12 protein-coding genes are annotated in these 13491 nt (G+C 48.5%); 6 read left to right on the forward strand and 6 right to left on the reverse strand.

Annotation, left to right across the window (positions count from 1 at the left end; all coding sequences use genetic code 11):
* The first annotated feature begins 138 nt into the window (after positions 1-138).
* Positions 139-1278 (forward strand): acyl-CoA dehydrogenase, encoded by a 1140-nt coding sequence (locus tag DUE52_RS18485; RefSeq protein ID WP_170315704.1) that lies wholly within the window; start codon positions 139-141, stop codon positions 1276-1278.
* Between the two features lie 171 nt (positions 1279-1449).
* Positions 1450-2376, forward strand: a complete 927-nt coding sequence (locus DUE52_RS18490; RefSeq protein ID WP_114407519.1) for an AraC family transcriptional regulator — start codon at positions 1450-1452, stop codon at positions 2374-2376.
* Positions 2377-2495: 119 nt separating this feature from the next.
* Here the strand turns inward: DUE52_RS18490 and DUE52_RS18495 are convergent, their stop codons facing one another.
* From DUE52_RS18495 to DUE52_RS18510, 4 genes are all read right to left on the reverse strand, one after another.
* Positions 2496-3281 (reverse strand): phosphoglycerol geranylgeranyltransferase, encoded by a 786-nt coding sequence (locus DUE52_RS18495; protein WP_114407520.1) that lies wholly within the window; start codon positions 3279-3281, stop codon positions 2496-2498.
* Positions 3244-3702, reverse strand: a complete 459-nt coding sequence (locus DUE52_RS18500) for a hypothetical protein (RefSeq protein ID WP_114407521.1) — start codon at positions 3700-3702, stop codon at positions 3244-3246. Before DUE52_RS18500 ends, DUE52_RS18495 begins: the two co-directional genes overlap by 38 nt.
* A gap of 89 nt (positions 3703-3791) precedes the next feature.
* The gene (locus tag DUE52_RS18505) at positions 3792-4217 is read right to left on the reverse strand and encodes a phage holin family protein (protein ID WP_114407522.1); all 426 of its coding nucleotides are present in this window, start codon (positions 4215-4217) and stop codon (positions 3792-3794) included.
* Between the two features lie 209 nt (positions 4218-4426).
* Positions 4427-4810, reverse strand: a complete 384-nt coding sequence (locus DUE52_RS18510; protein WP_114407523.1) for a TraR/DksA family transcriptional regulator — start codon at positions 4808-4810, stop codon at positions 4427-4429.
* A gap of 336 nt (positions 4811-5146) precedes the next feature.
* Between DUE52_RS18510 and DUE52_RS18515 the strand changes: the two genes are divergently transcribed.
* The 3 genes from DUE52_RS18515 to DUE52_RS18525 all read left to right on the forward strand — a co-directional run bounded on the left by DUE52_RS18515 (position 5147) and on the right by DUE52_RS18525 (position 7665).
* Positions 5147-6421: a Glu/Leu/Phe/Val family dehydrogenase gene (locus DUE52_RS18515; RefSeq protein WP_170315702.1), complete on the forward strand. Its 1275-nt coding sequence runs from the start codon at positions 5147-5149 to the stop codon at positions 6419-6421.
* Between the two features lie 182 nt (positions 6422-6603).
* On the forward strand, positions 6604-7263 hold the full coding sequence (locus DUE52_RS18520; protein ID WP_114407524.1) for a phosphatidylserine decarboxylase family protein: 660 nt from the start codon (positions 6604-6606) through the stop codon (positions 7261-7263).
* Positions 7264-7275: 12 nt separating this feature from the next.
* Entirely contained in the window at positions 7276-7665 is a 390-nt protein-coding gene (locus DUE52_RS18525) for a DUF5618 family protein (RefSeq protein WP_114407525.1), read from the forward strand.
* A gap of 29 nt (positions 7666-7694) precedes the next feature.
* On the opposite strand, the gene drt2 is transcribed toward DUE52_RS18525, so the two are convergent.
* Positions 7695-9086, reverse strand: a complete 1392-nt coding sequence (gene drt2, locus DUE52_RS18530) for an antiviral reverse transcriptase Drt2 (protein ID WP_114407526.1) — start codon at positions 9084-9086, stop codon at positions 7695-7697.
* Positions 9087-9565: 479 nt separating this feature from the next.
* A complete protein-coding gene (gcvP, locus tag DUE52_RS18540; protein ID WP_114407528.1) occupies positions 9566-12454 on the reverse strand; it encodes an aminomethyl-transferring glycine dehydrogenase in 2889 nt (962 codons plus the stop codon).
* Positions 12455-12641: 187 nt separating this feature from the next.
* On the opposite strand from gcvP, the gene DUE52_RS18545 reads away from it, so the two are divergent.
* Positions 12642-13469, forward strand: a complete 828-nt coding sequence (locus DUE52_RS18545) for a glycosyltransferase family 2 protein (RefSeq protein ID WP_114407529.1) — start codon at positions 12642-12644, stop codon at positions 13467-13469.
* Positions 13470-13491: the final 22 nt, after the last annotated feature.

Raw genomic sequence — 13491 nt, forward strand, 5'->3', positions numbered from 1 at the left:
TAAAGGGGACTTGGACACAGAATTTCCAGATTCAAAAGTCCCCTTTAGGGGATTTAGGGGTGAATCCAGACAGAAAAACAGAGATTATATATTTAACCACTTCACAACATGTCATCCTCCACACTCGACCTATCCGGACTGAATTTTAACCTGACTGAAGAACACCTGGCCGTGCAGGAAGCCGCCCGGGATTTTGCGCAGACCGAACTGCTGCCCGGCGTGATCGAGCGCGACACGGCCGCCAAATTTCCCACCGAACAGGTTCGGCGCATGGGCGAGCTGGGATTTCTGGGCATGATGGTGTCGCCCGACTACGGCGGTGGCGGGATGGATACGGTTTCGTACGTAATTGCGATGGAAGAAATTTCCAAAGTCGATGCCTCGTGTTCCGTTGTTATGTCGGTCAATAACTCGCTGGTTTGCTGGGGATTGGAAGCCTTCGGCACGGAAGAACAAAAACAGAAATACCTGACGCGGCTGGCTGCGGGCGAAATCATCGGGGCATTTTGCCTTTCGGAACCGGAAGCGGGGTCGGATGCAACGTCCCAACACACCACGGCGATCGACCACGGTGGTCATTATATTCTGAACGGCACCAAAAACTGGATTACCAACGGCGGTTCGGCGGGTGCTTACCTGGTGATGGCGCAAACCGATGTAGAAAAAAAACACCGGGGCATTAATTGCCTGATTGTCGAAAAAGGGCTGGACGGTTTCGTCGTCGGGAAAAAAGAAGATAAAATGGGCATCCGGGCGTCTGACACCCATTCGCTGATGTTTACGGATGTACACGTGCCGAAAGAAAACCGGATTGGCGACGACGGTTTTGGTTTCAAATTTGCCATGTCAACCCTGAACGGCGGCCGCATCGGCATTGCCGCCCAGGCCCTCGGCATTGCGTCCGGTGCCTATGAGCTGGCGTTGGCGTATTCGCAGGAACGACAGTCGTTTGGAAAGAAAATCTTTGAGCATCAGGCCATTCAGTTTAAACTCGCCGAAATGGCGACGAAAATCGAAGCCGCCCGCTTGCTGGTCTACAAAGCCGCCCGCTTGAAGGACGAACACAAGGATTATGTGCAGGCAGCGGCCATGGCCAAACTGTTTGCGTCGGATGTCGCGATGTGGGCCACCACCGAAGCCGTCCAGATTCACGGCGGTTATGGCTACGTAAAAGAGTATCACGTGGAGCGGCTGATGCGAGACGCCAAGATCACCCAGATTTATGAAGGTACGTCCGAAATCCAAAAATTAGTAATCGCCCGGGAACTGCTTAAATAGAACTTTTTTACCGTTAGCACAATTTTTTTAAAAAACACGCGCGCTACTTTATTGGTATCGCGCTATTTTTTTTATCTTTTCGCAAGAACGAATGTTGTATTAGATTTGTACAATTTATTAGTTTTGTGCAACTTTGCAATTATTATCATGTAGATACATCACTTTCCCCATATGGAAGACTATAATAAGATTATCGAATCGCTGGGTGTGAAGTTCATCAAGGCCCGCAACATCCGCATTTTACAGCCCATAACCATCAAAAACTATTACGATGTCGAAAATACGTTGACCGTTCTGTATAACGGCGAGGTATCGTTCGGCGAAGAAAAAGTGAAGGTGGAAACCGGCGACATGCTTTTTATTCCGGGCGGCAAGCACATTACCGTGACCTACGGCGACGCTTCGCAACCCAAAACGGTCTCCAACGAAGAATTTATGATTCATCGGGAGCTATATTTTGAAGCCAACCGCGATCCGCAGAAAATCGCCAACATGCCAAACTCCTTCGGCTACGTGTCGTTCGAAGCCAAGGTGTTCGACTCGGTGAACTTCTTCAACTCGCTCGACGTGCCGCCGTTTATCATCAAACGGGAAGATGCGCTGGTGCAGACGATCAACCAGATTCTGGCTGAAGAAATGCTGGATACGGCGGGTAAAGGCCGGATCATCAAGATCAAGACCGAAGAAATTGTTATCGAAGTCATTCGGTACATTCTGAAAAACCGCCTGTTCGTCGAGCAGTTGGTGACCAACAGCACGTATTTCAAAGATCCGCGCCTGATCGACATCTTCGCCTACATCAAAGACAACCTGGGCGGAGACCTGTCGAACAAGGTACTGGCCAACGTGGCCAACGTGTCGGAAGATTACGTCGGGCAGTATTTCAAAATGTTGACCGGGATCAATCCGCAGGATTACATCGAATACCAGCGGATGGAAGCCGCCGTCGGGCTGCTCCGGACGTCGAAGAAAAGCATCCGGGCCATCGGCGCCGAAGTGGGGTACAAAGATACCGCCTATTTCTGCCGCCGGTTCAAGATGATGTTCGGGATTCCGGCCGGTAAAATGCGCCGTCGGGAGTCACTGATGAATGTGTAAAGAAGGAAAAAGGGAAAAAAGGAGGAAAGGAGGAGGGGAAGAAGGGACGAGCGGGATTTAAACCCCTTTTTCCTTTCTTCCCCTCCTCCTTTCTTCCCCTCCTCCTTTCTTCCCTTTCTCTATACCAATTGCCGGTTCATTTCCTGAACCGCAGCCGCAATTTCCGGTAGCAAATCCGGGTTTTTCTCAATGCCGTTGCCCACAACGATGACATCGGCACCGGCTTGCAGAGCCGCCTGAGCCCGTTCTACGGAATTGATTCCTCCCCCGACAATGATGGGCGTATCGACGCAACTGCGTACGGCGGCAATCATCTCCGGTGAAACCGGGCGACGGGCTCCACTGCCGGCGTCCATGTAAATCAACTTCAGGCCGAGCATTTCGCCCGCCATCGCCGTACAGGCCGCAACGCCCGGTTTGTCGTGGGGCAACGGCGTTGTGTTGCTAATATAGGATACGGTGGTTTGCACCCCGCTATCGACCAGCATATAGCCGGTGGGCAGGATTTCCAGACCACTTTTCTTCAAAAGCGGAGCGGCAATCACGTGCTGACCGATCAAAAACTCCGGATTTCGGCCCGAAATCAGCGAAAGCAGCAGAATGGCATCGGCGCTGGGCTCAATATGAAGGCTATTACCGGGGAAGAGAATCGCCGGAATAGGGGTATAGGTTCGAATGGTTTCAATGACTTCGCGGAGAATGAAGTTGGTAATCAGACTACCGCCCACAAAAAAGAAGTCAACCCGGTTTTCAACACTCCGAATCAGCAGGTCCTTAAACGAATCTTGCTCGATCTTATCCGGGTCGAGCAAGACGGCAAATGACTTTTGCCCTGTTTCCTTGCGGCTATTCAGGGTATTTAATACGTTACGGGTACTGGCCTGGTTCTGGTTGTGTGGTTGCATTATTCTGACGTAAACGCGAAATAAAATCAGTAACCTGCTGCCGGGCGAGATTCGTCAGAATAGACGTCACAATCCCGGTGATAGCACCACCGATTGCCGATCGGGCAGGAGCTTCCTCTGCAGCTTTAGCGGCCCGTCGCACATGCGCCCGGGTGCTGCCACCGGCATAGTCATCAGCCTCCTCGTAGTCGTCATCATCGTATTCCAGATCCGGTTTATCAGACTTTGGCAACACAATGCTGGCAACCACATAGACGGCCAGACAAACTCCAGCCACCAACGCCACGGTTTTGCCGACTTCTGCGGCATCCTCTTTTAGTGCCTTGACGTTGGACTCAATCGAACTTTTATACTGCTCGGTGGCTTCCATCAACTCAGCCCGTCGGGCCGAGGTATCTGAAAAGGGCACATTCGTATCCATAAAAAAGAGCGTTCTAAAATTAGTAAAAAAATGGATTGACTTATGATAAAGCTCTCTACTTAGTTAGTATTCGAGGGTAAATAAACGTTTTATTCCTTCATCGGCCCACTCTCGTTGAGCGATTCCCGCGTTTGATCCATCAAATCCTGGATGGTTTCGGCCCGTTCCTCCGCTTTTTTCTCCTGAGCATTTTTAAGCATCGTGTAGGTCATCTTCCGCAGCATCCCCTCCACCGGCCCTTTGGCAAAAGCCCAGATCAGCGTCAGCAGCAGAAAAAAACCGGCCACAATCAGAAATCCCTGATAGCGACTATCCAGTACTTCATTGAGATAAGCCGCTAATAGTGAGAATAGAAAGATGGTTGTGATGGTCGCTAAAAAACCCAGTACAATGCCGTGTACCGCATTCAGGGCAATGTTTTCAACCTGGTTGCGCGTTTCCAGCTTAAATAACTCAATCCGCGCTTCCAGGTACTTAAAGATGCCTTCCCTGATTTCTTCTAATTTCTCTAACATAGCGGTTTGGTAGTAATGACTGCTCTAGTAGTTACCAATTATAGCCTATTTTGTTTGGAAAATTTTCTGGGAGAACCGGTTTTTTAGGCAGTGTCTGTTTATTGGACGAAAAAATACAGAATAGTCATCAGCGCTATTAAAAAAAAACCGCTTCATTCGTGAAGCGGGTGATGTATGAGGGATTCTGTCCTGACGTATGTTGAGCAGAACTACGTCCGTTTCAGTTTTGCTTCGATCGTCTGTTGGGTGTGTGGAACGGCGCGCAGCCGTTCTTTCGGAATCAGCCGGCCGGTATCGATGCAAATGCCGTAGGTTCCGTTTTTGATCCGCACCAAAGCCGATTCCAGTTGCTGAATAAATTTCTGCTGACGGGCCGCCAGTTGACTCAGGTTTTCGCGCTCACTGGTGTCGGCACCGTCTTCCAGCAATTTGGAAGTGCCCGATGTATTATCAGTGCCACTGTCGTTGCGCTTGCTCAGCGTTTCCTTGATGTAATTCAGCTCGTTCCGGGATGCTTCTAACTTCTGGCTAATCAGCACCTCAAACTCTTTTAGCTCCTCCTCCGAGTACCTTTTCTTGTCTTCCTGAACCATAGTACTGATCAGCTAGTTAAGTGGGTGAAAATTTCTCCGTCGATGAAATAACAAAATTACAACTCTATTGATTCTTTTTCAATCAATAGAGCCTACCGTTTAAAAAAAAGTTCAAAAAATAGTCATCGGTAAATACCCGAAAACACCAAGTAATATTTGGTTATCGAACGGCTTGTTTATGACGATGTTTGGTATAAAACAGGTGGCGTAATACATGATTTCGAAACGGAAAATTAGATTAAATCACGAAAAAATAGTTCTTAAGATGCATCGTTATCTTTTTTGGTAAGTTTGCTGTGGCACCACATCAGAATTGCCAACTAAAAAAATAGGAATATGGCTTACATAGAACCAGCCCCCATAAAAGATAAAGAAAACCCGCTCGAATCCATGATGTCGCGGTTCGATGCCGCAGCGCAAATGCTGGGTATTACGGAAGAAATGTACTACATCCTGAAGGTTCCGGCACGTCAGGTCATGGTGGGTTTGCCCATCACGATGGACAACGGATCGATCAAGGTTTTTGAAGGTCACCGCGTCATTCACTCCACCATCCTCGGCCCGTCGAAAGGCGGTATTCGGCTCGATCCGGGCGTTACGCTCGACGAAGTTCGCGCTCTTGCCGCCTGGATGACCTGGAAATGCGCCGTGGTCGATATTCCCTACGGTGGCGCCAAAGGCGGTATTGCCTGCAACCCGCGCGAAATGTCGGCGGGTGAAATTGAACGATTGATTCGGGCCTATACCGTCGCCATGCTCGATGTTTTCGGCCCCGACCGCGACATTCCGGCCCCCGACATGGGAACCGGTCCGCGCGAAATGGCGTGGCTCATGGACGAATATTCGAAATCCCGTGGTATGACCGTCAATGCCGTCGTTACCGGAAAACCGCTCGTGCTGGGCGGTTCGCTGGGCCGGACGGAAGCCACCGGACGCGGGGTGACCGTAGCCGCGCTGTCGGCGATGGACAAACTCCGGATGAACCCCTACCGGTCTTCGGCGGCCATTCAGGGTTTTGGCAATGTCGGTTCGTTTGCGGCCGAGTTGCTGCACGAACGGGGTGTAACGGTGATGGCAATCAGCGATGTGACGGGCGGGTATTACAATAACCGGGGCATCGACATCAGCGCGGCCCTCGCCTACCGCAACGCCAACAAAGGCACCCTCGAAGGATTCAATGGGGCCGAACGCATCACGAACGAAGAACTGCTGGCGTTGCCGGTCGACGTACTGGTACCGGCGGCCAAAGAAGATGTTATTACGGCCGAAAACGCGGATTCGATTCAGGCAAAAATGATCGTGGAAGGCGCCAACGGTCCGACCTCAGCGAGTGCCGACGACATCATCAACGAAAAAGGCATCATGGTGGTGCCCGATATTCTGGCCAATGCAGGGGGGGTTACGGTTTCGTATTTTGAGTGGGTGCAAAACCGCATCGGCTACAAATGGACGCTTGACCGGATCAACCGCCGGGCCGACCGCAACATGAAAGATGCCTTCGACCGCGTGTTCGAGACATCGCAGAAGTACAAGGTTTCGATGCGACTGGCGGCTTACATCGTCGCCATCGACAAGGTAGCCAGCACCTACAAATTCCGGGGGGGCTATTGATTGGCAGGCAGATACGGTTTTCGGATTATGTTTGGTGGCGGCCTCAACTCTCCCCAAATGTAGTCTGAAAACCGTATGGGTATATGGATGGAATGTCGCCAACAAATTGGAGCCAATGCGGTTTGTTTCGTACCTTCACCGCTCTAGCCCATCTTTTTAGACGCAACTGATTTTCCAATCGTATGACCATCCACAAGGAAGGATATCAAATTTTGTTCTGGACAGCCCTGATTCTGTTAGGAGTCAACATTTTATCCATCTTCTACTTGTTTACTGGCAACCAAACCGCCAGTACACTTATTCTCATTGTTAGTCTGGTGTTGTTTTTCCTGGTATTGCAATTTTTCCGGAAACCGCGCCGAACCACGCCCCTGAACGACAAGCACATCATTTCGCCCTGCGACGGCACGGTGGTGGTAATCGAAGAAGTGAACGAACCGGAATACTTTAAAGGACAACGTCGGCAGGTCTCCATCTTTATGTCACCGTTGAATGTGCACATCAATTTCCATCCCGTCACCGGCACCGTCAAATACGTAAAATATTACCCCGGGAAATACTTAGTGGCCTGGCATCCGAAATCGAGCACCGAAAACGAGCGGACTTCCGTCGTCATCAAGGCGAAAAACGGCGCCGAAATTCTCCTCCGCCAGATTGCCGGTGCCTTGGCCCGGCGGATTGTCTGGTATGCCAAAGAAGGGCAGCAGGTTGAGCAGGGCCACGAACTCGGTTTCATCAAGTTCGGTTCCCGCGTCGATTTGTTCCTGCCGCTGGATGCGGAGGTGAAAGTGAAGATTGGCGAGAAGACGAAAGGTGGGGTGACGGTGGTGGCGGATTTGTAAACTTTCCTTTGCATGAATACCATACAGGAAGCCAGACGCTACTTAGATGAAGCCAGAGATATTCTCCGGGAGAAAGCCAACAAAGAAGATGGCTACTACCTGAATACAAAATACGTCAAGATGGCTGGACATACCGCTTACGCGGGTGTTTTAGTAGCTTTGGATGGTTTTCTAGGGAAGAAAGGCAAAGGACGAAAGGATGTGGATTGGTACAAACAGCAACTCGCCCCTTTCGATAAGAAGCTGCGGAATGCGTTCGTCGGAGCTTATTATACGTTGAATTTGTCTATGTCTTATGATGGCAATCCTAGCGTTAGTATAGCAGAAGCTGGTTTAGCTGAGGCTGAAAACGTTATCAACTGGGTTGAAAGCTGGATGGCTGAAGAGTTAAAGATCTCTTGATAGTTTTTTTAAAGCTTGAAAAAACATCTTCACTTTATAATCTTTTTTAATACCTCTTGATGAAGCTTCTTTAAATGAGGAGAAATCTGTTTGTTTATTTTATCTTCTTTCATAGATTTTGCAGCCTTTTGAGCATATGTAACAAAGTTCGCAGTTAAATATTTGCTCTTTGAAGCCTTATTACTACCCTGTTGAATTTTAAATATATAATCGCTATTCCTTATTAAAAGTTTCTTTTTAAAGACGATTTTATTTAACGCTGTAGTTCTCTCAGCTCTCTTCTTTGCCATTCTAACCCTCATCTTCATTCTACGATAATAGCGAGCTAGAGAAGATGATCGAATGAAGCAATTCTTACCATTGAATTCAAAACCTAAATATTGAGCGTTTCTACGTATATTCCCTTCAAAATCTTTAAATGCCCTTAAAGAGCCATCATCCGACAGCTTGATATAAGTAACTTCTGTTTTATCAGTATTAATTTCTAACTTAAGTTGATTAGAAATTTCGCATTTTATCCAATTTTCAATTTCTCTCTGCTGTTGAGTTGAACAGACAACTATTATATCATCACTATAGCGCCTATACAAACCATTTTGCTTTTCGAAAATTTCTTGATATGCCATTTTATCAAAATTTAGCATATATAAATTTGAAAGAAGACCGCTCATTGGTGCACCTTGTGGTATACCTTTACCTTCTTTATTAGGTACTATAAACCCTTTTTTTCTAACTACATCTCTAAATTGCTCAGCCGTACAAAGTCTCTTTATTTTTTCTTGTTTATCTTCAATTTTAAACTCTTCATGTAGGATCTTTCTTGATACTTTAGAATAGCGGGTAATAGATTTAAAAACGTTATAATGATCTTCCGGCAAATTATCTACACCTAAAATATCCTTCCAAGATTTTAACAATAATTTATGATCTAAATTCGTGTAAAAATTACTAATATCAAAGGCCAGTATTACGCATTCACCTTTTTCTTTAACTGCTTCAAATAACTCATGAGCAAAATGGATATTACATTTACCTTTTCCAGATTCATCTTTGAATTTACGATAAGCGAGAATAAATTTTGAGTAGGCTTCTTCTTTTATTTTTTCCTCATAAGCAAGCTCTAAGAGAATATTGTAATAGGAATAAATATGAGCGTCCATGTGTGATGCATACATTACTGATCGTTCTTTCGTATCCTTTTTTCTCTCACCGGAATCTTTATCCTTTTTATAACGAGGGGTAAGAATTATTTTTTCAATGAAAGGATAAAAGTGATGGCCCGCAATCTCTTGTGGATTACTTACTACTTTACATACATTTACTAAATTAGGTTTTTGGTCAAAATGGATGTAACCACGTTTCTTATTAGCGCGAAGCTGCTGAGCTTTTTCAGACCAAATTTTTATAGCTTGATTTAACATACACAGTTAAAGGGTTGGGCCTGGTCGGCGGAACCATTAGCCCTCCCCGCACAACTAATTTTAGAGAAATACTTCACAGTATTTCTCAGACCGCCTTAGATTTAACTTAATAACCACAACTACAATGAAATGGGAATCAATTGTAACTGCTTTAGTGTTCTCTGTCCGGCTCAGCCTTTGTTTCGGCGAACTGAATGAGCTTCTGAACATAGTTCTGGGTGCTGGTAACGTTACCGGCACCAGAACGGTTGTCCCGATTCTAAACACTCTCCCTTCCAGCCTAAATCTAGAAGCAATGCAAATGTATCTTTTAAATTTACTTCACCAAAAATAATTGAGTATTTTTTCTTGTAAAAATACTCAATTATTTATCTCTGTATTTATTACTTCGTTTTCAAGACCCAAAAATCTGAGCAAAAAGCAAAAAAGCCCCCGCCTGACACCAGACGAGGGCTTTCCCATTTTTTCTATTCAAAAATTTACGACGCCGTCTCCGTCTCCACCGCTTCCTGCGCATATTCCTCTACCGGCAAACACGCACAGACCAGATTCCGGTCTCCGTACGCATTATCGATCCGGCTGACACTCGGCCAGAATTTGCGGGCTTTCACGTACGGCAACGGGAACGCAGCTTTTTCGCGGCTGTAAGGGCGGTTCCAATCATCAGCGATGAACACGTTGACCGTGTGGGGGGCGTTTTTGAGAACGTTGTTGGCTTTGTCGGCTTTGCCTTCTTCGACCTCCCGGATTTCGGCCCGGATGCTGATGAGGGCTTCACAAAACCGGTCGAGTTCGTCTTTCGATTCGGATTCCGTCGGCTCGATCATCATTGTGCCCGGCACCGGAAAAGAAACCGTCGGCGCGTGAAAACCGTAGTCCATCAGGCGCTTCGCAATGTCTTCCACTTCAACGCCAAACGCTTTGAACGGCCGGCAATCGACGATCATTTCGTGGGCGCAACGACCATTTTTACCGGTATACAAAATCGGATAATGTTCTTCCAGCTTCGCTTTCAGGTAGTTGGCGTTCACAATGGCGGTTTTGGTCGCATTCGTCAACCCTTCTCCTCCCATCATGGCAATGTAGGCATATGAAATCGTCAGGATGCTGGCTGACCCGTAGGGAGCCGCCGAAACCGCGTGAATCGCCTGATTGCCGCCCGTTTCCACCACGGCATGACCCGGCAGGAAAGGCATCAAATGTTCAACGACCCCAATCGGCCCCATGCCCGGCCCACCACCGCCGTGCGGAATGCAGAACGTCTTGTGCAGGTTCAGGTGACAAACATCGGCACCAATGGCCGCCGGACTCGTCAGGCCCACCTGCGCGTTCATGTTCGCGCCGTCCATGTACACCTGGCCGCCGTGCTCGTGGATGACATCGCAAATTTCTTTGATCGTTTCTTCAAAAACGCCGTGCGTCGATGGATAGGTCACCATCAGACACGACAGGTCGCTGCTGTACTGCTCGGCTTTTGCCCGCAGATCGGCCACGTCGATGTTGCCCCGTTCGTCACACTTCACAATCACGACTTTCATCCCGGCCATCACCGCGCTGGCGGGGTTCGTGCCGTGGGCCGACGACGGAATCAGCGACACATTCCGGTGGCCGTCGTTGCGACTCTCGTGGTAGGCCCGAATCACCATCAGACCGGCGTATTCGCCCTGCGCCCCGGAGTTCGGTTGCAGCGACATGCCGGCAAAACCGGTTATTTCGCTCAGCCATTTGCTCAAATCATCGACCATTTTTTGGTAGCCCATCACCTGATCTTTCGGCGCGAACGGGTGCAATCCACCGAATTCGGGCCAGGTAACCGGAATCATTTCAGCGGTTGCGTTCAGTTTCATCGTACAACTGCCGAGTGAAATCATCGAATGCACCAGCGAAAGGTCTTTTTCTTCCAGTGATTTCAAATACCGCAGCATTTGGTGCTCGGTGTGGTGCGTATTGAACACCGGATGCGTCAGATACGCCGATTGACGGATCAGTCGCTCCGGCCAGTTGATTGCCAGGGTTTCGATGGCGGCATCCATATCGGCGCATATCCCAAAGACATCCAGCAACTGAACCACATCATCAACGGTTTTCACTTCATCAAACGAAACGCAAACCCGTTCGTCGTCCAGATACCGCAGGTTGATTCCCGCCGTCCGGGCCGATTTCCGCAACGATTCCACATCATCCACCTCGACCGTAACGGTATCGAAATAATTCTGCGTCTGAATTTTATAGCCATTCCAGCGTAAAACCGTCACAAACAGCTTGGTCATGCCGTGGATGCGTTCGGCAATGGCCCGAAGCCGTTGCGGACCGTGGTAGACCGCGTAACTGCCCGCCATAACCGCCAGCAGCACCTGTGCCGTACAGATATTGGACGTCGCTTTTTCCCGGCGAATGTGTTGTTCGCGGGTTTGCAATGCCATCCGCAGGGCTGGATTTCCTTCGGCATCGATGGAAACGCCAATAATCCGACCCGGAATCTGCCGTTTGAAGGCATCTTTGGTCGCGAAGAAAGCCGCGTGCGGGCCACCGTAGCCCATCGGAACGCCAAACCGTTGTGAAGAACCCACGACGATATCCGCCCCCATTTCACCCGGAGGGGTCAACAGCGTCAGGCTCAGGAGATCAGCGGCAACGGCCACAAAGATATTTTGCTCATGAGCCGCCGTAATGAGATCGGTATAATCAAACACCTCGCCGTCGGACGCCGGATATTGCAGCAGCATCCCGAATAAATCGTCGGACGTGATGTTTACTTGCCGGTGATCGCCCACCTGAACGGTGATGTTCAGGGGCGTGGCACGGGTTTTGATGACGTCAATGGTCTGCGGATGGCAGCTTTCCGACACAAAAAAGGTCGTAGCATTCTTTTTGGCGACCGGACGCTGGGCATACAGCACGTGCATGGCTTCGGCCGCAGCCGTGCCCTCATCGAGCAGCGACGCATTGGCGATTTCCATCCCGGTCAAATCGATGATGACGGTTTGGAAATTCAGCAGGGCTTCCAGCCGACCCTGGGCAATTTCTGCCTGATACGGTGTGTAGGCAGTATACCAGGCCGGATTTTCCAGTATATTGCGCAGAATGACGTTCGGCGTAATGGTATCGTAGTAGCCCGTACCGATGTAGGATTTATTCAGTTTGTTAAGCTGGGCGAGCTTTTTAAAATCGGCCAGAAACTGATACTCAGATTTGGCTTCGGGCAGATCGAGCGGTTTTTCGAGCCGGATCAGGGCCGGAACCGTCTGGTTGATGAGTTCGTCCACCGAATCGACTCCGATGGTTTTCAAAATGGCATTCGTTTGTGAAACATCCGAGCCGTTGTGACGGTCTTCGAAACGTTCCTGATAGTGTAGGTCGAGCTTCATTACCAGTGAAGTGTGATTGAAAGCGATTGAGATAACCGGGTTAAAGTGCGGTTGCCGAAAGCAATGACATAAATACAAAAATACAAAGAATAAATGAACCCGATTGGTTCCCACCGACGAATCCGGCCACGATTTGATTTTATCCTGTAATTATTAAATTTTCGGGAGCAAAAAGGAATTTTTTACCATGTCTGTACATCCAAAAATATCGGTTATCATGCCGGTTTATAATGGCGAACGATTTCTGGCAGAGGCTATTGACAGCATCTTAAACCAAACCACAACGGATTTTGAAATGATCCTGATCAATGATGGCTCTACCGACGGAACAGGACAGATCATAGCCCGGTATCAGGAGCAGGACCCACGCATTCATGCCATCACCAATAAAAAACCGCTTGGGAAAGCGGGCGATTTAGCCAAAGAAATGGGGATACAACTGGCAAAAGGTGTCTACATTGCCATTATGGATGCCGATGATGTGGCCCGGCCCAACCGGCTGGAGCGGCAGCTTTCTTTTCTGGAAGCGCATCCGGATGTATTCCTGTGTGGTGCCTGGGCCAATTATATTGACACGACCGGAGCGGTTTTTCGGACGTGGAAGCCGGACCTCGATCATGCGCAGATTTGCCGAAACCTGTACTGGAAAAACGCCATCATGCACCCAACCTTTTTCTTCAGAAACGAGCCGTCTTCGGGGCCATTTTACGAAACAAAATATACCTGGTACAACGATTATTACACCCAATTAAAGCTCATTAAACAGGGTAAAAAGCTGGCCAATGTTCCGGAAATTTTACTTTCATACCGCGTTTCCGGTCAGAGTTCTACCCAATCCGGTATTAAAAAGAAAGTGCTGGAATACTTCCAGATTCGGCGGGAAATCGCGCAATACCCCGTTACAAAACCGTCCTTTTCAACCCGCCTGATCGTCTTGGCGCAGTATGTGGCTGTATATTTTTTGCCCGAGAAATGGCTGCTGCGTTTTCATCCTGTTTTCAAAAAAACGATTTGATTTTACGGTCAATCCCGTCTTC

The organism is Larkinella punicea (assembly GCF_003334855.1).
In the GTDB taxonomy this organism is placed as follows: Bacteria; Bacteroidota; Bacteroidia; order Cytophagales; family Spirosomataceae; genus Larkinella; species Larkinella punicea.